Source organism: Nocardioides antri (assembly GCF_008373765.1).
Classification (GTDB): domain Bacteria; phylum Actinomycetota; class Actinomycetes; order Propionibacteriales; family Nocardioidaceae; genus Nocardioides; species Nocardioides antri.
Genome location: NZ_VUJW01000003.1, coordinates 930578 through 947779, shown reverse-complemented (window position 1 = coordinate 947779; position 17202 = coordinate 930578). Strand labels below are relative to the sequence as shown.

The following is a 17202-nucleotide window of genomic DNA, read 5'->3' as shown; positions in this document are numbered from 1 at the left end:
CTAGAGGTACATCCCGCTGCGGCCCTCGTCGCCGGTCGGGGGCTGCGGCGGCCCCTGCTGGCCCTGCTCGGGCATCCCGGGATGCATGCCCGGCGGGAGCGCCTTCCGGATCTGCTCGAACTGGGCGCGGGCGGCCATCTGCTGGGCGTAGATGGCCGTCTGGATGCCGTGGAACAAGCCCTCGAGCCAGCCGACGAGCTGGGCCTGGGCGATCCGGAGCTCCGCTGCCGAGGGCGTGGCGTCCTCGGTGAAGGGCAGCGAGAGCCGGTCGAGCTCCTCGACCAGCTCGGGCGCGAGGCCGGCCTCGAGCTCCTTGATCGACGACTGGTGGATGTCGCGCAGGCGCTGGCGGCTGGCGTCGTCGAGCGGCGCCGCCTTCACCTCCTCCAGCAGCTGGCGGATCATGCTGCCGATCCGCATCACCTTCGCCGGCTGCTCGACCAGGTCCGTCAGCGCCCGCTCGCCCTCCTCCTCGGAGTCGTCCTCCGAGGCGGGCACGGCGCCGGCCGGCATCGCGGCGACTGGTCGACCGTCGGGGCCGATCACGACGATCTGCTGCTCGGTGGGCTCGGGAGACTGCTCGTTCATAGGGCCAACCCTAGTCAGAGGGTGAGCAGGACCTTCCCGGTGTGGCTGCTGTCCTCGAGGATCCGGTGCGCGTCGGCGACCCGGTCCAGGGGGAGCGTCTCGTGCACGATCGGCCGGATCCGCCCGTCGGCGACCAGCGGCCAGACGTGCTCGACCACGGACGCGCAGATCGCGGCCTTGCCGTCGACCGGCCGCGACCGCAGCGTGGTCGCGATGATCGCGCCCCGCTTCGAGAGCAGCTGGGCGATGTCGAGCTCCGCCTTCGTGCCGCCCTGCATCCCGATGATCACGAGCCGGCCCTCCTTGGCGAGGACGGCGACGTTCCGCTGGAGGTACTTCGCTGCCATGTTGTCGAGCACCACGTCGGCACCGCGACCGTCGGTGTGCGCGCGCACCACCTCGACGAAGTCCTCGTCGCGGTAGCTGATCGCCACCTCCGCGCCCAGCGACCGGCAGAGCTCCAGCTTGTCGGGACTGCCGGCCGTGGCGAACACCCGGGCGCCGAGGGTCGACGCCAGCTGGATGGCCATCGTCCCGATGCCGCCCGCCCCGCCGTGGACGAGGAACACGTCGTCGGGCTGGAGCCCGGCGACCATGAACACGTTCGACCAGACGGTGCACGCCACCTCGGGCAGCGCCGCCGCGGTCACGACGTCGATGCCGCCGGGAACGGGCATCACCTGGCCGGCCGGTACGACGACGCGGCTGGCGTAGCCACCGCCGGCCAGCAGCGCGCAGACCGGTGTGCCGACGGCCCAGCCCGTGACGTCGTCACCCACGGCGGCGATCGTGCCGGTGCACTCCAGGCCGAGCACGTCGGAGGCGCCCGGAGGCGGTGGGTAGAACCCCTGCCGCTGCAGCAGGTCGGCCCGGTTGACCGCCGTCGCAGCCACCTCGATGAGCACCTCGCCCGGCCCCGGCTCCGGGTCGGGCAGCTCGCTGATGGTCAGGACCTCGGGTCCGCCGGGCTCGGTCACGGTGACGGCACGCATGTGCCCCATCTTGCCGACCCGGTTTCGTGCCGGTGCGCGCAGGGCGCGGGCGGCCGGTCAGACGAGGAGGTCCTCTTCCTCCTCGGCCTCGTCGACCTCTTCCACCTCGTCGATCTCGTCGAGGTGGCGCAGCTCCTCGTCGACCTCGCCGTCGGCCTCGACGTCGCTGGGGTCGTCGGTCACGCCGGCGGGCCGGTCCCACGCCTCGGCCAGGGCCTGAACCCGGGCCGCCATCCGCTCGACCGCCTCCGGTCCGGCGTCCCGTACGCCGGCCGCCACTCCGAGGAGGAAGGCGGTCACCGGTCCGGCCATCGGGTGCACATTGTCGTGCGCCACCTCGGCGAGGTCCCCCAGCAGGCTCTCGTCAGCCTCGCTCTCGACATCGAGGAGGTCGCACAGCTCGTCGATCCAGTCGTGGAGGTTCACCATCCCAGGGTGACTTTGGAGCGCCTCGCTGACAAGACCTTGGCGCGGATCAGGCCTCCTCTTCGTCCCCGAGGTCGCGCAGGTCCTTCCAGGAGTCGATGTCGCGGTGCTCGCGGCCGAGCGCGGGCACGGCGACGAGGTCCAGCTTGTCGAGGAGGGTGGACACGGGGTGGCCGTACCGCCCCTCCCGGTCGGGCTCCACCTCGGCGAGCCGCGCGCTGTCGACGATGAAGGCGAGCTGGCGCCGGAGGCCGGGGTCGACAAGCACAGCGCCGTCGTGCCCGACCGCCGCCTCGTGCATGCGGCGGATCGTCGCGGCGGAGACGAACGGCATGTCGACCGCGATGACGGCGAGCCAGGGGAACTCGCGGAGGAGGGAGTCGCGCCCGGTCAGCAGACCGGCCACCGGGCCGCCGTACTGCGGGTCCTCGACGACGAAGGTCACCGGTCGCTCGGTCGGCACCTGCTGGCCGACGACCACGACCTCGGCGGCGTCGATGACCGTGTCGAGCGCGTGCTCGAGCAGCGAGCGGCCGCGCACCTCGATGGTCGCCTTGTCGGCCCCGCCGAGCCGGGTGGCCTGGCCGCCGGCGAGGACGATCGCGGCGAAGCTGGTCAACCCGGGCTCGATCACCTGTCGAGTCTCGCAAACCCCCCGGCGCCCGGGAAGCCAGGTCCGGCGGGGACACTGGTGGCGTGAGCCATACCACCCATTCGACAGGCTCAGGGACCGCCGAGCCGACCCCGCAGGCGAAGGAGCGGCTGAGCCTGGCGCTGGTCCAGGCGGCGTCGGGGCTCGAGCCCGAGCCCAACCGGGCGATGCTCGACCGGCTCGCCCCGACGGACCGCGACCTGGTGGTCTTCCCCGAGGCCTTCGCCCGCGACTTCGGCGAGCCGGGGTCCGACCTCAGCGCCTACGCCGAGGACCTCGCCGGCCCGTTCGCGACCGAGGTCGAGCGCGTGGCCGCCGCCCGCGGCAGCACCGTCGTCGCCGGGATGTTCGAGCGGAGCACCGACCCGGAGCGCCCCTACAACACGCTCGTCGTGCGCGGCGGGACGCAGGCGTCGTACCGCAAGGTGCACCTCTACGACTCCTTCGGCCACCGCGAGTCCGACCGGCTGCTCGCCGGTCCGATCGCGCCGGTCGTCGTGGACGTCTGCGGCTGGCGGGTCGGGCTCATGACCTGCTACGACCTGCGGTTCCCCGAGCTGACCCGGCGCCTCGTCGACGCCGGCGCCGAGCTGGTCGTCGTGCCCGCAGCGTGGGTGGCCGGGCCGCGCAAGGCCCACCACTGGCGGACGCTGGTCACCGCCCGGGCCATCGAGAACACCGTGTACGTCGCCGCGGTCGGCCAGCCGGCGCCGCGCTACACCGGCCATTCGCTGGTCGTCGACCCGCTCGGCGAGATCGTCGTCGAGACCGGCCCCGGTGACGCCGCCGAGCCCGTCGTCCTCACCGCGGAGGTGGACCGTACGACGCTCGCCGCGGCGCGTCGTACCAACCCGTCCCTGGCGAACCGTCGTCTGTAGGCTCCTCGCCTGTGTCCCGCCATGCCACCCCCGCCGCCGTGCGGCCCGCTGCAGCAGGCCTGCAGCGACGGGTGGCCGGTCTCGCGGCCTCCCGGCTGCCGGTGGCGGTCTGGGCCGTGCTGGTCCTCGCTGCGACGGCCTGCCTGGTCTGCGCGATGGTGCCGGTCGGTCCCGAGTGGCTCGGCGTCACCGGCTCGGTGACGATCGCCGGGACGTACGCCTGGGCTCTGGCGGCACGGACCGGCGGCCGGCCGGTCATCTTCGGGACGCTCGCGGTCGCCCTCGGGCTGCTGGCCGTGTGGGCCGACCAGGCCGTCCTCGCGACCGGCGCCGCGGTGCTGACGACCGCCGTCGCGGCGGTGCTCGGCGTGATGGCGACGGTGCCGGCCCGGACCTTCGCGGGCGCCGTCCGCGAGTGCGTCATCGGGATGGGGCTGGCGGCGGTCGGCGCGATGGCCGCGGTCGGGTTCGAGCCGGCGATCGACGTGACCCGGTTCGAGTACCTCGGGCTCGGCATCGCCCTGATCAGCGCCGAGATCCTCGTCTTCCGCCTCGGCGCCGGCCTCCACGGCCTCGGCCGGCGCGGGGTGCTGATCGTGGCCATCGGCGCGGCACTGCTGCTGGCGACGCTCCTGTACGCCGAGCTGCTCCGGCGCTACGGCTCCACCGGCCTCGTCGACTGGCTGCTGGAGCAGGTCGACTGGAGCCGTGAGCACCTCGGGGCGTTCCCGCGGCCGATCGTCGCGGTGCTCGGCGTCCCCGCCCTGGCCTACGGCTGCCACATGCGGGCCCGGCGCCGGCAGGGCTGGTGGGTCTGCGCGTTCGGCGTGGCAGCGACGTCACCCGTCGCGACCTCGCTCGGCAACCCGGCGGTCGAGCTGTCGGAGGTGGCGCTGTCCGCGGGCTACGGCCTGGTGGTCGGACTTGTGCTCGCGTTCGTGGTCATCCGGCTCGACCTGGCGCTCACCGGCACCCGCGGCCGGCGGAGCCGGGTGGCGGAGCAGGCTGCCGCCGTACGGCCCGAACCGCGGCGCACGGCCGCCTTGCTCTAGGCGATGCCCTCGTACCTGGAAGTAACCGATAACGTCCCAGCATGCGCAGTCGAGCGTCGGAGATCAGGGCCGAGATGGTCGCCAACGTCCTCTCGGTCGACGTGGCTGTCGGCGACACGGTGGCCGCAGGCGACACCGTCCTGCTGCTGGAGTCGATGAAGATGGAGATCCCGGTCCTCGTGGAGACGGGCGGGGTCGTGCGCGCGGTCAAGGTCGACGTCGGCGACGTCGTCCAGGAGGGCGACCTGCTGGTCGAGCTCGGATGACCGTCGCCCCGGCGTAGACGATCGAAGACCCGGCCACGGTGCCGACCAGGACGGCCACCGGGATCGCGAACGACGGCCGCGGGAACGCACCTGCCGTCTGTTGGAGCCAGGCGAAGGTGATCGGGACCAGCGGAGCCCAGTACCAGGGTCCGATGAGTGCCGCCGCCACGCTGGCCAACGCCAGGGATGTCAGGACGTACGCCGCGACGACCCCGCCCTCCGGCGAGAACAGGCAGTAGCCGGCCACGACGACGGCGCCGGCGTACGCCAGCGCGAGCCGGGCAAGCGCGATCACGACCGGCGAGCGGGTGGCGTGCTCGGTGAGCTCGGGGGAGCGGTCGACGAGTGGCTCCGCCAGGGTGAGGGCGACCAACGCCGGCACCAGTGCCCAGCCGTTGATGCGGTCCTCGATGGTCGGAAGGGTGAACTGATCGGTGGCCGTGGTCTCGATGACGACCACGGCGACGCCGACCACCAGCACGACCCGACTGACGCCCCATGCCCGCAAGGCCGCGATCACGAGGCTGACGTCGGCAGGCGCAGGGCGTGCAGCCGGCAGTCGCGGAGCGCGTCGTAGGTCGCGCGGACCCACGGCCACTGGCGCGCCCGTGGTAGGGCCCACCAATCGGCCAGCGCGCCGTCGGACGGGGCAGTCTCGTGGCCCTCCTGGACGAGGAGCCAGCGGACCAGGACGTCGTCGACGGTGAACCACACCTCCGGGAGCACGCGGGGGTCATCGCTGGAGTAGGCCGAGCAGCCCGCTGGCTGTGCCAACGACTCTGCCGCAGTGAGGTAGTCGACCGTGGCCGCCAGGACGGCGTCGCCCCGCATCCGCAGGAAGCCGTGGTGAGGATCGGGCTCCCCAGGGACCCGCTGCCGGAACTGCTCGGGCAGCTGGGCGCCCGCGGCCTCGAGGTGGTCGGAAAGGCTGCGCATCTTGGCGGAGAGGTCGTCGAGAGGCCGGGTCGTCTCGAGCAGCATGCAGACGGTCGGCTCCCCTTCGCGGCACTCGTACTGCACCGTCGCGGCGAACACGTATCGCTCGTCGCTGTCCCCGCGGAGCTGGAACATGGCGACGACCGCGCCCACCAGGGCAAGCCCGGTCGCCCCGCGGCTGACCGGGCCGGAGACCCGGAACAGCTCCCACCGGGACAGCGCCATCGCCCCGCCGGCCAGTCCGACGCCGGCCAACGCCTGCCAGGCGAACGTGGGGGCGTGGAAGGTCTGGCCGGCGAGCGTGCCCGTGACCCCACCGGTGCGGAACACACCGGGCAGCACGCCCACGCTCGAGAGGATGTAGACCATGAACACGATCACCGCCGCCCACGGCGTGGCCCAGTGATGCTGGACCTGGCTCCCGATGAGCGCCCCGATCGCGACCTCGGCAGCCAGGACGGCGAGCGCGGGCGGGACCACCCAGAACAGATCGGGGTAGGCGTGCGCTCCGATCGCCCAGGTGACGGTTGTCGTGAAAGCGCAGATCAACACGACGGCGAGCGACGCGAGCCCCCAGACCCCGATCCCTGGTGCCAGCCATCCGAGCCAGGGTCGTCGTGCCTGGGCGAGCAGCTCAGGTACTTCCGACCGGCGGATCCGGACATAGACCGAACAGGCGATCCCTGCCGCCACCGGGCCGAGGGTGGTGATGCTGAAGGTGCCCTGGTCGAGCGCCACCTTCCAGGAGCCGAGCCATGGCATGTCCCGATCCAGGACCGGCACCAGCCCTGCGCCGACCAGTGCGGCCAGCAGCGCCGCGCGGACCCGAGGCGGGCCGAGCCACTCGGTGCGAAGGCCGATCATGAGCCCGCGATCGTGGAGAGGAAGGCGTGCTCGGCGGACCGTCCTGGACCGCCGCGCTCCTCCACGAACGCCGGGGTGTCGCCGTGGTAGATGACGGAGCCTTCGTGCAGGACGACGATCCTCGCGGTCACGCTGGCGACGTCCTCCATGACGTGGCTGCTCATCACGGTGAGGCACTCCTGGTCCAGGTTGCTGATGATCGCTCGTACGCCGGCCCGCTGCTCGGGGTCGAGACCCGTCGTCGGCTCGTCGAGCAGCAGCAGGCGTGGCTCGCTGACGAGCGCGGCCGCGAGCGCCAGCCGCCGGCGCATCCCGCCCGAGAGCTGACCGGTCAGCTGGCCCGCGCGATCGGTGAGGCCGACGGCCTCGATCGCGCCGGCAGTCCTCGCCTTCGCGGTCCGCGATGGGATGCCGCGCAGCCAGCACACGTAGGCGAGGACCTGGGTGACGCGGAGCTCTGCGGGGAACTGGATCTCCTGCGGCATGTAGCCGATCTGCTGGACCACGGTGCGTCGATGGCGGTGGTAGAGCTCCTCGCCACCGAGGGTGACCGAGCCGGCCTGCGGCCGTCGCGCGCCGGCGAGGGTGCGGAGCAGGGTCGACTTGCCGGCGCCGTTGACGCCCACGAGACCAACGGGTCCCGCCGTCAGCTCGAGCGACTCGATCGAGACCGCCGGACGGTCACCGATCCTGTAGGTGCACTGGATGCCCGAGAGGACGACGCTCACAGGTTGAAGGTGACCCAGGGATTGGGGCTGCAGGCGTCGGGACTCCAGTCCTGGTCCTCGCAGACCTTGTAGTAGACCCGACCCTTCTCGGCGGTGGAGTGGTTGGCGTAGTACCAGGCGTCGTACTGGTCGACCCAGTCGCCGCTGTCGTCGCGGGCGCTCTGGTCCTTGCAGCACCTGCCTCGCCAGTGGCTGTCGCCGGAGGATTCTTGGACGTAGAGGTTGTAGTCCGTCTCCGTGTAGACGGCGTCGCCCCCCGCACGCGGGTCGCGGTAGTAGGTGTGGTTCTTGAGGCTGCCCTCCTTCGTGTAGGCCGTGCCGTAGGCCAACGCCTGCCGATCACCGTCCTCCCACGCGACGAGCGGGTCGGACCTGGAGTTCCAGTTCTCCGACGCGGCCATGGCCGGGCTCGTCGCGACGAACACCGCCGCGCCGATCGTGGCGAGGACGACCGAGGAGTGCTGTCTGATCAATCGTGGTGCGAACATGAGATGCCTTTCCGTTGACGGCGAGCAGGAAACTCCTGCCCGGTTTCATCGCTGCGCGGGTTTCCCCGTGCCCTCGCCCTCCGAGACCTCCACCATCCGCGCCACCAGGCGGGCTACCGGCACATCGAGGGCAATCGCCAGCTTCACGAGCTCGGCGACGGTCAGGTCGCTGTGGCCCTGGAGCTTGCTGTGCAGCGTCGAGCGGGGGATCCCCGCCGCGGCACTCAATGCGGAAAGCGTGAGCTGTTTCCGCGCGACGGCCGCTCTCAGCTCGCAGGCAGCAGCTTGCCGGGCACGCTCACCGCGATGTTCAGAGTGGGACACGCCTGCGACGGTAGTTCAGAATGGAACTCCACGCAAGCATCGGCGCGCCAACCTGTTCAAAATGGGATACTGTCGAGGGATGGGACAGAAGGAGCACGCCTCCTCGCCGATCAACCTGGAGACGCTCCGGTTGATCCGCGACGGGTTCGCTGACTCGGGAATGACGCAGGAAGAGCTGGCACGGGCGACCGCGATACCGCGGAGCTCCCTCGCCAACATCCTGTCGCCCACCGCCAGCCCCCGGTTGATCCACGTCAGCCAGCTCATCACGATCGCGCTCGCGCTCGGGGTCGATCCGCGGGACTGGGCCGGCGAGCTCGAGGCCTTCGAGCGCCGGCGACGCGGCCGGCCGGCGGACGACCTCGCCCGGCGCCGCGCCGGGGAGCGCTCGGTGCCCGAGGTCCAGAAACGAGCGGCGCGCGGCAGGTCGCGCAAGGCGGCCCCGGCCGGGGACTAAGTGCCGGTCGTCGCGTCTAACGTGAGGGCGTGATCGACCCCTGGCGCCGGCTCCGGACCCTCCGTGGGTGGGAGCTGCACTGGCACCGCCCCGAAGACGACCCGGACCAGGGCTTCACCCTGTTCGAGGAGAAGGTCATCAGCCTCCGCACCAACCTGTCCTGGGAGGAGCGTCGGTGCACGGCGCTCCACGAGTGCCTTCACGCGGAGCGGGGCCCCACGCTCGTCGGCGTCCTCGCCGAGCGGGAGGAGCTGCGGGTCCGGCGTGAGGTGGCGCGGTTGCTCCTGCCGACGATCGAGGACGTGGGTGAGGCGCTGGCCTGGGCGTCGTCGCTGGACGAGGCGGCGGTCGAGCTCCTCGTCGACGTCGACGTCCTGTGCGACCGGCTGCGGTGGCTGGACCCGGCGGAGCGCGACTACCTCAGCCGGCGTGCTGCCCGCGCCGCCTGATCAGCGCGGCATCCCCCGCAGCAGGACGCCGCGGGCATGCGGCCAGAGGTCCGACTCCCGCGGGTCCGCGACCGCGGCGACGGCGACGATCCCGCGCATGGTGGCCACGCTGGTGCGCACCCTGGCGGGGAAGTCCGGATGGGTGCCGAGCGTGGGCAGGAGCGTGTGCCCGGCCGTGATCGCGGCGCGCTCGGCCTCGGCGTGCAGCCGGCCGATCGACTCGGCCGTCTCCGGGTCGGTGCGTGCCATGGTGAGCAGCTCCTGGACGGCGAGGTTGACCGGCAGGCAGTGGATCTCCCAGAGCCGGTCGAGGAGGAACCCGACCCGCTCCTCCTCGGCGGCGGGCACGTCCCACGTCGTCGCGGCGGCGTTCTGCTCCGCCAGGATCGCCTCGAGCGCGGCCTCGACCAGCGCGCGCTTGGTGGGGAAGTAGTGCTGCTGCGCGCCCTGGCTGACGCCCGCTCGCTGGGCGACCGCCCGGGTGCTCGTGCCGGACCAGCCCTCCTCGACGAGGCTCTCGATCGTGGCGGCGACGAGCTTGGCCCGAGTCTCCTGTCGTCGTTCGGCGTGGGTACGACGGGCGGGGGGAGCGACCGACCCGTCACGGTTGGTCATGGCGCGAGCCTAGTCAGCGCAAGACCGCCCGGGTGCCGGTGCCGGTGGGAGCCCACAGCGTCTGCGTCTCTAGACTTGTCCGTTCGGGGACCTCGTCCCCGAGGAGGGGTGCCGGAGTGGCCGATCGGAACCGCCTTGAAAGCGGTCGTAGGGAGACCTACCGCGGGTTCGAATCCCGCCCCCTCTGCGTGAGCAGCTCCCCCTCGTCCGCGTCCGTCGACTACCGCCTCGCCCCGTTGGTGGTGGCGCGGTTCGTCGGTGCCTACCTGATCGTCTTCGCTGTGGTGATCCTCGTCGGCACCCTGGTCGTCGCGGCGCTGGGGATCGGGCCGGACGTCCTCGTCGTGCTCCTCGGCGCCGGCCTGCTGGGCCTGATCGGCGTCGCGTGGTGGCTGCGGAGCCGGGTGGCCGTCGTACGTCTCACCGCGACCGGCTACCAGGTCCGGATGGTCCGCGGCGCCGGCGTGAAGGAGGCCCGGTGGAGCGAGGTCGAGGACGCGGTGGCGACCCAGCCCCAGGACGTGCCGTGCGTCGTCCTCCGGCTGAAGGACGGCCGCGCGACGACGATTCCTGTGCAGCTCCTGGCCGCCGACAAGGACGACTTCGCCCGCGACATCCGCGACCACCTGAGCCGCGCGGCCCGCTGACGGGCCGATTCGGCCAGGCCCCGCGCGGCCTTGTAGCCTGTGTCCGCTGACCGGCGCGCCGGTCAGCAGGGAGGCGTCGCCTAGTCTGGTCTATGGCGCCCGCCTGCTAAGCGGGTTTGGGGCTACAACCCCATCGAGGGTTCAAATCCCTCCGCCTCCGCGTCAGCCCCCGGTGAGCTCGCTCGCCGGGGGTTCTCGTTTCCGGTGGTGGCCGACAAAGTACGTCGCGTGCAGAGGCTCCTGGGCAAGAGGAAATTCTGGGGATTGCGGAATCGTCGCTCCGGATGTTGGGTAGGGACGGATCGTCTTTGTGTCTGGGGCTCGTGCGGACCCCGCACCAATCGGGAGGGCTGAGGGATGAGGGAGTTCGGACGAAGGGCCGCGTTGGTGGTCGTGGCCACGGTGGCGATGGTGGGACTGTCAGCGGTCGTCACGCCGTCCGCCCAGGCGCTGGACAGCGCGTGGGGCTGCGGCGGTGCATGCCGGGTCGCTCCAGGACACGGCAACTGACCTGAGCAGGACCTCGACGACCGCCGGGCGCTGCCCGGCGGTCGTTGCTACTTCTCGTCCCGCTCCTCCGGCGTGCCCTGTCCCTCGGCTGCCTCGGCGGCCTCGTTGCCCGTGATGCCTCCGCTTCCCATCCGGTAGCCGAGCTGGAACCGGGTGTCGGCGTCGTACTCGGCCTTGAGATCGGCGACGTAGCCGGCATACGTGCGCGGGCTGACGCCGAGCCGCTTGGCGCTCATCGCGTCGGAGTGCCCGGCGATCAGCATCCGGATCGTCATCGCCCGCTGCTCGTCGGCGATCTCACGGACCGTGGTCTCCTCGGCGTTGACGAACGGCCGGCCGCGGGCCCAGGCGCGCTCGAACACGTCGATCAGGTAGGCGACGACGGCCGGCTCGCGTACGACGACCGCCGTGGCCAGCGTGTCCGCTGCCGGGATCACGGCCACCCGCCGGTCGACGACGATCATGCGGTTGAAGAACTCGTCGAGCGTGCGCACCTCCGCGCCGCGCACCGTCACCGCGGCGACGTACTTCTGCGTGATCGCGCTGCGGCGCGCGCTGTGCTGGTAGAGCGTGCGCATCGAGATCCCGCGCTCGAGCGCCTGGATGTCGCGGAGCGCGGCGGTCGCGATCGAGGGCGCGTCGCGTCCGGTCTGCGGCTGCGCGGTGAGCAGGTCCTCCTCCGCGTCGCCGATGAGGGCGGTGAGGTAGGGGTTGATCGCCTCGTTGTGGAGGTACGTGAACGGGCCCGAGCTCTGCGCCACCGGTGACCGCCGCCAGGAGTGGTTGAGCGTCTGGAACGCCTTGGCCCAGCGCGCCGACTCCTCGAGCAGCCGGGCACCCTCGCTGCTCAGCGGCGTGACCACCCGCGACTGCACGTTCGCCGGCTCGAGCGCCCGCCACACGCCGGCAACCTGGTCCAGCTGCACGAGGTTGAGCTCGGCCAGCAGGTCGAGCGCGGCCTTCGTGTCGGTGCCGTCGGCGATGCGAGCGTCGTCGGGCGGGATCCCGCCCTCCCGGACGACCATGTCGTAGAGCTCGGTCGCCGCGCGCTCGAACAGCTCACGGTCCTCGGGCTCGTAGCCGGACAACGCGACCTCCCGCTCACGTGTGCGCCCGGGCAGCCCCCACCGGGCAGGTGTCGGCGCTCATGATCCCACACCGGGGCGATTCGGCATCCGGTCTTGGCCTCGGCTATTCTCGTCCGGTCGCTCGCGAGGCGGCATGCGCCCGTAGCTCAACGGATAGAGCATCTGACTACGGATCAGAAGGTTTGGGGTTCGAATCCCTACGGGCGCGCAGATCGGATTCACGTCCTGACCAGCGCAAACAGACGAACAGCCCCCGAGACTTACCGGCTCGGGGGCTGTTCTCTCTCACGGTTCTCTCACAGGTTGCACCAGTGAGCGCCCGCGACGGCTTACCGGACCGCCGCGAGCACCTCACCGAACCTGCCCGCCGCCGACCGCGCTCCGCGCTCGGTGCCCGGCACGTACACCGCAAGATGCGTCGCCACCGTATGCCCGAGCAGCGCCGCGACGTCGGCCGGAGCCTCACCCGCCCGGTGAAGCATGAGCGCTAACGTGTGCCGCACAGCGTGAAGCCGGATCACCGGCACGCCCGCCTGGCGGCACAGCGCGCGGAACCTCGCCGAGTACGCATCCGGCGCGATCTCCTGGCCGAGCGCGTCGACCAGCATCAGCCCGCTATCGGCGTACGCCCCGCCCGCCGCCAGCCGATCCGCAGCCTGCCGGGCCGACAGTGCCCGCAGAAGCCCGACCGTTCCGGGGTGCATGGACTCGACCGGCACCGCGCGATGAGAGGCCGCGCTCTTGGTGTCGTCGACGGCCGTGCGCCCTTCTGTGAGCGCGACCCGGGAAGCCTCGACCTGGACGGATCCCGCCTCGACGTCGACCGACCGCCACGACATGCCGAGCACCTCCGAGCGCCGCAGTCCGCAGAGCGTCAGCCGCCACGCCGCCGCCCAGGGATCCACGTCCGCGACCTGTCGGAACGTGAGGAGCTGCTCGACGTCCCACACCTCGACGTCGTTGCGGTTGCCCTTCGTCCGCCGACGAGCCTTCACGTCGGCCGCGGGATTGGTCGCCAGCACGCCGAGCGAGACGCCGTACGCGAACACTTGCCGCAAGGTGCCGAGCGTGTAGACCAGCGAGCGCTGAGACAGGCCCTTACCCCGGGCGCCGCCGGATTCCTCACACCACATCATCAGCGCCTCGACGTCGCGCCGCGTGAACGTCTGGGCCGGCCGCTCACCGACCCGCTCGAGCACCGGCGCGAGCACGCCGCGGTACCCGTTCACCGTGACCTCGCGGACGTCGACACGGGATCGGAGCCAATCCTCTGCAAGCTGCCGCACCGTGACCCGGCTCGGAGCCGTGTAGTTGCCCTGGCGGACCCGCGTCCGGGTCTCCTCGACGAACGCCCGCGCCTCCCGAAGCGTCGCGTACGTGCGGGTCACCTGACGCCGCGAAGCGCCCTTCGGTGACACGTCCAGCACGACCCGGTATCGGGGGCCACCCTTGCTCTCGACGAACCGGATCGGCTCGCCCGGCTTCGGCTTGGTGATCCTCACTTGCCTTCCTTCCTCTTGGCGGCCGGAGTCGACGACGCCGGGTCTAGGTACTGAAGGTCTCGCGCCCTCTTGATCCACTTGCGGACCCGGACGCGCTTCGCCTCGGTGTCTCGCGACGGGTGCAGCTCCGGCAGCTCGGCCCAGCGCGGGTCCGACTCGAGGCGTGCACGGACGTACTCCGCAGGTGCGGTCTCCCTGTGCCTTTCGGCCTGGCGGTAGAGCTCGGCCACTCGGCCGTACAGCGCCTCTCGTGAGCTCTTGCGCCGCTGGGGCGTGTCCATTGAGCCCGCGAGCTCCCCCCACTCGGTTGCAGTCTCCGGGAACGTCTCCGCGACCTGCTCAGAACGTCCGGCGAGCGTGACCCAGGCGCGCCGCTTGTGCTCCCGCAGGATCGTCCCAATCGGGATGCTCTCGACCGCTCGTCGAGTGATCTCCCCGGGGGTGTCCCAAGGCGCGAACTCGCCCGACTGGACAGGCAGAGCGCCCGGCTCGCTCGTAGTGAACGACCGCACGTCCAGCCCGGCTGCGATGACCTGCCCGCCGACAGCGAACCAGTGCGACGTCACGTGCCAGCCGCGCGCCTCGACCTCCCGCTCAACGTCTGACACCACGGGGTCAGAGGTGCTCTCGGTTGCGACACACTCGCCGGGGTCGCGCTGTGCGTTGTTGCGTTCCATGGCTAAGAGGGTACAGGAACACACGCATCCCGTACCACCATTGGATCCATGACGGCAGTAATCAACACCAGCGGGCACGCGCTCGGCGATCTCCGGGATCTGCCGACAACGCTGCCCGTGTGGCACGCATCCAAGGTCTCGGCCGCCTCCCTGCTCGGGGTCGGCCGGAGTGTCGCGTACGAGGCCGCCGAGCGCGGAGACCTCCCGAGCCTCCGTATCGGTCACCGCATCGTCGTCCCCACCGCCGCGTTGCTGCGGATGCTCGGCGCCCAGGCGCTCGCCGACCTTGACGATGCCCCGGCTACCGGGAGTCGGTCGTGAGCACCTGGCCGCCGACGCGCTCGCAGGACGTGCTCGAGGAGCGCGAGCACGCCGCCGAGCTACGTGCCGAGCAGCAGGCGCTCGACAACCTGCACGGGCGCTACTGCGTCGCCGGGTGGCTCGCTGATGACGAGCGCGGCCGCCCGACCCCGTGTCCTCGTTGCAGGCCCCACCTCTCCGCTTCACCTGCCCTTGCCCTGCTCGACCGCCACGACCGCCAGCCCGCGACCGCTTCCGGCCGTGGCGGTGGCGGTGATTGACCGGACCAACCTGCCCGGCTGGGCCGTCGACCTGATCCGCGATGGTGTGCCGCCCCGAGAGCTCCGCGCGCGCGGAGATCGGGCCGTGTGGGACGAGCTCGGGCGCACCGCGCTCTCGGCGATCGCTCACGGATGGAGCCGTCCCGAGTGGGAGTACCTCGTGCTCGAGCCCGGATCGGATCTCGGGCGGCAGGCCCGCCTGACCAGCAGCGGGAAGGTGCGGACTCCCCGGAGCCTCGCCCGGACCCTCACAACCGCGTGGGAGCGCGCGGAGAAGCGCGCAGAGGAGTCTCCCGCGTGGACGACGGAAACCGCCCGCGACGAAGCCGTGCGGCGTGCCCAGCGCGTCCGCGACCTGGCCGCGGACCCTGACGTCCTGCTGCCGGACGCGCAGCGAACTCTGCTCTGCCACGCCGCCGACCGAGCCGAGTCGACCGGCCGCACGCTCGCGAACCTGCCACTGCAACCGACAGCCGAGGCGACCGGACTCACTGTGAAGGCCGTCCGCTACCACCTCGGCCGGCTCGACGCCGCCGGGCTGCTCGTGCTCGTCGAGCGCGGCCGGTGGGTTGGCGACCCAAGGAAGGCCGGAGCCAAGCGGAACACGACCCCGCGCCGGACGCCCCGCGCGAGCGTCTACCAGCTCCCGGACGTCGAGGCCCTCGCCACCTACCTAAGCCGGGAGACCCGGCAGGTGTGCCCCAAGCGCCAGACAGGTGTGCCCCAACCCGACTCGGGCTCTGTGCCCCAGCACCAGACAGGTGTGCCCCAACCAGCCATGACCGAGGAGGCCGCCGTGCCAGCCCTGCCGATACCCGGTCCCAATGTGACCGACGAGGAATGGACCGTGATGTTGCAGGCCCTCGTCGAACACCGCGCCAGCGCCGATCGCACTGCCGCGGGGGAGCGACACCTGTACGTCGTCCGAGAGGAGACCCGATGAAGTGCCAGCAGCGACCCCGCCGCCTCAACCGCCCCGCCAGCGCCCGAGGCGCGATCCCGTCCCGCTACGCCGACGGCACGACCGCCGCCCGGGATGACGCTGCCACGAAGCGCGCCGCGAGAAAGCGGGGCCGGCGATGAACGCCCTCAACCACGGCGACCCGTACCGAATCGCCGCCCAGCTCGTCGACGTCGCCCGCCAGGCCGCCAGCACGGGCGCGGTCTCCGATGCGCTGCTCTGCGCCGTCACCGACGCCCCGAACGTCGACCAGAGCGGCGTAGAGCTTGCCTTCGACGTCGCCGAGGTGCTCGCCCGGGCGCTCGCGGCCCGGACGCTCGACGACCAGACCTCCCAGGAGACGTGATGCCGCGCCGAAACCGCCGCCAGCGCCAGGCCTCGCGCCGTCCGGGCGCGCACGTGGAGCGCGCCGAGACTCCCGAGGAGGCGGCTCTCCGGCTCGTCTGCGCAGGGAAGTGCTCACCCGCGATCCTCGGGCGCCGCCGCCTGCCCCTCCGGCTCCCCGGTGGCCGGCTCCCCAGCCGGACCGGCACCGCGACAGGTGCCCGCGATGCCTGAGCCACGCCACCGCCGCCCTGTGAACGGGACGCTCGCCGACCGATCCGGCACCCCCGGCGACTCCGAGGCCCGGCGCCGCCCCTGCGTCCGCTGCGGGATTCCGGTCAGGGCAAACACCCGCACGGGCGCGTGCCGCGACTGCGTCCCGTACGTCCAGAACCGAGAGACGACCCGATGACCGAGCCGACGACCTACGTGGAGCCCGGGGAGCAGCTGCCCGACGAGACCGGCAAGGCGTACGCCGCGTTCCGCGCCTACCTCGAGGCCGGGCCGGGCCGGAGTGTCGTGAAGGTCGCCGCCGAGTGCAACAAGTCCGCGAGTCTCCTGCACCGATGGAGCAGCCGTCACCGCTGGCAGGCCCGTGTTGAGGCATGGGACGCCGCGATGCGCCGCACCTACGACGAGGAGCTCAGAGAGGCCCGCCGAGAGTCCGCCCGCCGACACCTCCGCGTCGCCCGCGAGGCGCTCCGCAAGGTGGAGGAGCGGCTCAACGGACTCGACGCCGCCGACCTGTCGCCGAGCGACCTCACCCGCCTATGGGACGTCGCCGCGAAGATCGAACGTGACGTGCTCGGGGAGCCCCACCGCGTCACGATCAGCGGACCCGAGGGGGGCCCGATCCCGGTCACCGACGTCGCCACGCTGGACGATGAGGCCCGCCGCGACCGGCTCGCCGCGCTCCGCCGCGAGATCGACACCCGGCTCGAGGAGGCCCGCGCGGCCGCTGAGCCGCTGAGCCCGCCGACCACGACCGGCGCCGCCCACACCCACAGAGAGGACACCTGGCCATGCCGTTGACCGGACTCCCTGCGAGGCGACTCCGCGAGCTGAGCGCCCGCGAACCCGCCGACCTGACCAGCGCCGAACGGCGCCTACTCGACCACCTGAAAGCCCAGGACACGACGACCGAGCTCGACGAGCTGCGGCGCCGTCTCCGCCTGCCCACCGACGCCGACCAGTGAG

27 protein-coding genes and 3 tRNA genes are annotated in these 17202 nt (G+C 72.0%); 17 read left to right on the top strand and 13 right to left on the bottom strand.

Going from position 1 to position 17202, the window contains the following annotated elements; all coding sequences use genetic code 11:
* Genes F0U47_RS10745 through mobA form a run of 4 tightly spaced genes read right to left on the bottom strand, consistent with a single transcriptional unit; the run spans nucleotide 1 to nucleotide 2640 of the window.
* Nucleotides 1–588, bottom strand: coding sequence for a bacterial proteasome activator family protein (locus tag F0U47_RS10745; protein WP_149750377.1), 588 nt, complete (start codon nucleotides 586–588; stop codon nucleotides 1–3).
* 14 nt (nucleotides 589–602) lie between these two features.
* Entirely contained in the window at nucleotides 603–1580 is a 978-nt protein-coding gene (locus tag F0U47_RS10740) for an NAD(P)H-quinone oxidoreductase (RefSeq protein WP_149750376.1), read from the bottom strand.
* A 57-nt stretch (nucleotides 1581–1637) separates the two neighbouring features.
* Entirely contained in the window at nucleotides 1638–2006 is a 369-nt protein-coding gene (locus tag F0U47_RS10735) for a DUF6457 domain-containing protein (RefSeq protein WP_149750375.1), read from the bottom strand.
* 49 nt (nucleotides 2007–2055) lie between these two features.
* On the bottom strand, nucleotides 2056–2640 hold the full coding sequence (gene mobA / locus F0U47_RS10730) for a molybdenum cofactor guanylyltransferase (RefSeq protein WP_246159556.1): 585 nt from the start codon (nucleotides 2638–2640) through the stop codon (nucleotides 2056–2058).
* Nucleotides 2641–2702: 62 nt separating this feature from the next.
* On the opposite strand from mobA, the gene F0U47_RS10725 reads away from it, so the two are divergent.
* The 3 genes from F0U47_RS10725 to F0U47_RS10715 are packed head-to-tail and all read left to right on the top strand — an operon-like array spanning nucleotide 2703 to nucleotide 4854.
* A complete protein-coding gene (locus F0U47_RS10725; protein WP_246159555.1) occupies nucleotides 2703–3536 on the top strand; it encodes a carbon-nitrogen hydrolase family protein in 834 nt (277 codons plus the stop codon).
* 11 nt (nucleotides 3537–3547) lie between these two features.
* Nucleotides 3548–4588, top strand: a complete 1041-nt coding sequence (locus tag F0U47_RS10720; RefSeq protein WP_149750374.1) for a hypothetical protein — start codon at nucleotides 3548–3550, stop codon at nucleotides 4586–4588.
* A 41-nt stretch (nucleotides 4589–4629) separates the two neighbouring features.
* The gene (locus F0U47_RS10715; RefSeq protein WP_149750373.1) at nucleotides 4630–4854 is read left to right on the top strand and encodes a biotin/lipoyl-binding carrier protein; all 225 of its coding nucleotides are present in this window, start codon (nucleotides 4630–4632) and stop codon (nucleotides 4852–4854) included.
* Here F0U47_RS10715 and F0U47_RS10710 read toward each other — a convergent pair.
* Genes F0U47_RS10710 through F0U47_RS10695 form a run of 5 tightly spaced genes read right to left on the bottom strand, consistent with a single transcriptional unit; the run spans nucleotide 4796 to nucleotide 8194 of the window.
* Nucleotides 4796–5374: a hypothetical protein gene (locus F0U47_RS10710; protein WP_149750372.1), complete on the bottom strand. Its 579-nt coding sequence runs from the start codon at nucleotides 5372–5374 to the stop codon at nucleotides 4796–4798. The two genes, F0U47_RS10715 and F0U47_RS10710, sit on opposite strands and share 59 nt — an antisense overlap.
* Complete coding sequence (locus F0U47_RS10705) at nucleotides 5371–6654, bottom strand: hypothetical protein (protein ID WP_149750371.1); 1284 nt, start codon at nucleotides 6652–6654, stop codon at nucleotides 5371–5373. The genes F0U47_RS10710 and F0U47_RS10705 overlap by 4 nt, the downstream gene beginning before the upstream one ends.
* Nucleotides 6651–7382, bottom strand: a complete 732-nt coding sequence (locus F0U47_RS10700) for an ABC transporter ATP-binding protein (protein WP_188111277.1) — start codon at nucleotides 7380–7382, stop codon at nucleotides 6651–6653. Before F0U47_RS10700 ends, F0U47_RS10705 begins: the two co-directional genes overlap by 4 nt.
* Nucleotides 7379–7855, bottom strand: a complete 477-nt coding sequence (locus F0U47_RS21140; protein WP_188111276.1) for a hypothetical protein — start codon at nucleotides 7853–7855, stop codon at nucleotides 7379–7381. Before F0U47_RS21140 ends, F0U47_RS10700 begins: the two co-directional genes overlap by 4 nt.
* Nucleotides 7856–7915: 60 nt before the next feature.
* Nucleotides 7916–8194: a helix-turn-helix domain-containing protein gene (locus tag F0U47_RS10695; RefSeq protein WP_149750369.1), complete on the bottom strand. Its 279-nt coding sequence runs from the start codon at nucleotides 8192–8194 to the stop codon at nucleotides 7916–7918.
* A gap of 79 nt (nucleotides 8195–8273) precedes the next feature.
* Here F0U47_RS10695 and F0U47_RS10690 point away from each other — a divergent pair, with 79 nt between their 5' ends.
* Both F0U47_RS10690 and F0U47_RS10685 read left to right on the top strand, forming a co-directional pair.
* On the top strand, nucleotides 8274–8651 hold the full coding sequence (locus tag F0U47_RS10690; RefSeq protein WP_149750368.1) for a helix-turn-helix domain-containing protein: 378 nt from the start codon (nucleotides 8274–8276) through the stop codon (nucleotides 8649–8651).
* Between the two features lie 29 nt (nucleotides 8652–8680).
* Nucleotides 8681–9100: an ImmA/IrrE family metallo-endopeptidase gene (locus F0U47_RS10685; RefSeq protein ID WP_149750367.1), complete on the top strand. Its 420-nt coding sequence runs from the start codon at nucleotides 8681–8683 to the stop codon at nucleotides 9098–9100.
* Here F0U47_RS10685 and F0U47_RS10680 read toward each other — a convergent pair whose 3' ends face one another.
* Entirely contained in the window at nucleotides 9101–9715 is a 615-nt protein-coding gene (locus tag F0U47_RS10680; protein WP_149750366.1) for a TetR/AcrR family transcriptional regulator, read from the bottom strand.
* A gap of 102 nt (nucleotides 9716–9817) precedes the next feature.
* On the opposite strand from F0U47_RS10680, the gene F0U47_RS10675 reads away from it, so the two are divergent.
* The 4 genes from F0U47_RS10675 (at nucleotide 9818) to F0U47_RS21135 (ending at nucleotide 10872) form a co-directional block, all read left to right on the top strand.
* Nucleotides 9818–9902, top strand: a tRNA-Ser gene (locus F0U47_RS10675).
* Nucleotide 9903: 1 nt separating this feature from the next.
* Nucleotides 9904–10362 carry a hypothetical protein gene (locus tag F0U47_RS10670; protein ID WP_149750365.1) on the top strand — a complete coding sequence of 153 codons (459 nt, stop codon included), beginning with the start codon at nucleotides 9904–9906 and terminating at the stop codon, nucleotides 10360–10362.
* Between the two features lie 69 nt (nucleotides 10363–10431).
* A tRNA-Ser gene (locus tag F0U47_RS10665) sits at nucleotides 10432–10522 on the top strand.
* Nucleotides 10523–10719: 197 nt separating this feature from the next.
* Nucleotides 10720–10872, top strand: coding sequence for a hypothetical protein (locus F0U47_RS21135; protein WP_188111275.1), 153 nt, complete (start codon nucleotides 10720–10722; stop codon nucleotides 10870–10872).
* A gap of 47 nt (nucleotides 10873–10919) precedes the next feature.
* Here the strand turns inward: F0U47_RS21135 and F0U47_RS10660 are convergent, their stop codons facing one another.
* The gene (locus F0U47_RS10660) at nucleotides 10920–11960 is read right to left on the bottom strand and encodes a phospholipase D-like domain-containing protein (RefSeq protein ID WP_149750364.1); all 1041 of its coding nucleotides are present in this window, start codon (nucleotides 11958–11960) and stop codon (nucleotides 10920–10922) included.
* Nucleotides 11961–12095: 135 nt separating this feature from the next.
* Here F0U47_RS10660 and F0U47_RS10655 point away from each other — a divergent pair.
* Nucleotides 12096–12168, top strand: a tRNA-Arg gene (locus F0U47_RS10655).
* A gap of 121 nt (nucleotides 12169–12289) precedes the next feature.
* Here F0U47_RS10655 and F0U47_RS10650 read toward each other — a convergent pair.
* Nucleotides 12290–13462 carry a site-specific integrase gene (locus F0U47_RS10650; RefSeq protein ID WP_149750363.1) on the bottom strand — a complete coding sequence of 391 codons (1173 nt, stop codon included), beginning with the start codon at nucleotides 13460–13462 and terminating at the stop codon, nucleotides 12290–12292.
* Entirely contained in the window at nucleotides 13459–14139 is a 681-nt protein-coding gene (locus tag F0U47_RS10645; RefSeq protein WP_149750362.1) for a hypothetical protein, read from the bottom strand. Before F0U47_RS10645 ends, F0U47_RS10650 begins: the two co-directional genes overlap by 4 nt.
* A gap of 48 nt (nucleotides 14140–14187) precedes the next feature.
* On the opposite strand from F0U47_RS10645, the gene F0U47_RS10640 reads away from it, so the two are divergent.
* From F0U47_RS10640 to F0U47_RS21130, 7 genes are all read left to right on the top strand, one after another.
* A complete protein-coding gene (locus tag F0U47_RS10640; RefSeq protein WP_149750361.1) occupies nucleotides 14188–14460 on the top strand; it encodes a helix-turn-helix domain-containing protein in 273 nt (90 codons plus the stop codon).
* Nucleotides 14457–14720 (top strand): hypothetical protein, encoded by a 264-nt coding sequence (locus F0U47_RS10635; protein WP_149750360.1) that lies wholly within the window; start codon nucleotides 14457–14459, stop codon nucleotides 14718–14720. Before F0U47_RS10640 ends, F0U47_RS10635 begins: the two co-directional genes overlap by 4 nt.
* Nucleotides 14713–15663 carry a helix-turn-helix domain-containing protein gene (locus tag F0U47_RS10630; protein ID WP_149750359.1) on the top strand — a complete coding sequence of 317 codons (951 nt, stop codon included), beginning with the start codon at nucleotides 14713–14715 and terminating at the stop codon, nucleotides 15661–15663. Before F0U47_RS10635 ends, F0U47_RS10630 begins: the two co-directional genes overlap by 8 nt.
* A gap of 136 nt (nucleotides 15664–15799) precedes the next feature.
* Nucleotides 15800–16027 (top strand): hypothetical protein, encoded by a 228-nt coding sequence (locus F0U47_RS10625; RefSeq protein WP_149750357.1) that lies wholly within the window; start codon nucleotides 15800–15802, stop codon nucleotides 16025–16027.
* Nucleotides 16027–16239 carry a hypothetical protein gene (locus F0U47_RS10620; RefSeq protein WP_149750355.1) on the top strand — a complete coding sequence of 71 codons (213 nt, stop codon included), beginning with the start codon at nucleotides 16027–16029 and terminating at the stop codon, nucleotides 16237–16239. Before F0U47_RS10625 ends, F0U47_RS10620 begins: the two co-directional genes overlap by 1 nt.
* 174 nt (nucleotides 16240–16413) lie before the next feature.
* On the top strand, nucleotides 16414–17037 hold the full coding sequence (locus F0U47_RS10615) for a hypothetical protein (protein WP_149750353.1): 624 nt from the start codon (nucleotides 16414–16416) through the stop codon (nucleotides 17035–17037).
* Nucleotides 17028–17201, top strand: a complete 174-nt coding sequence (locus F0U47_RS21130) for a hypothetical protein (RefSeq protein WP_188111274.1) — start codon at nucleotides 17028–17030, stop codon at nucleotides 17199–17201. Before F0U47_RS10615 ends, F0U47_RS21130 begins: the two co-directional genes overlap by 10 nt.
* Nucleotide 17202 lies beyond the last annotated feature (1 nt).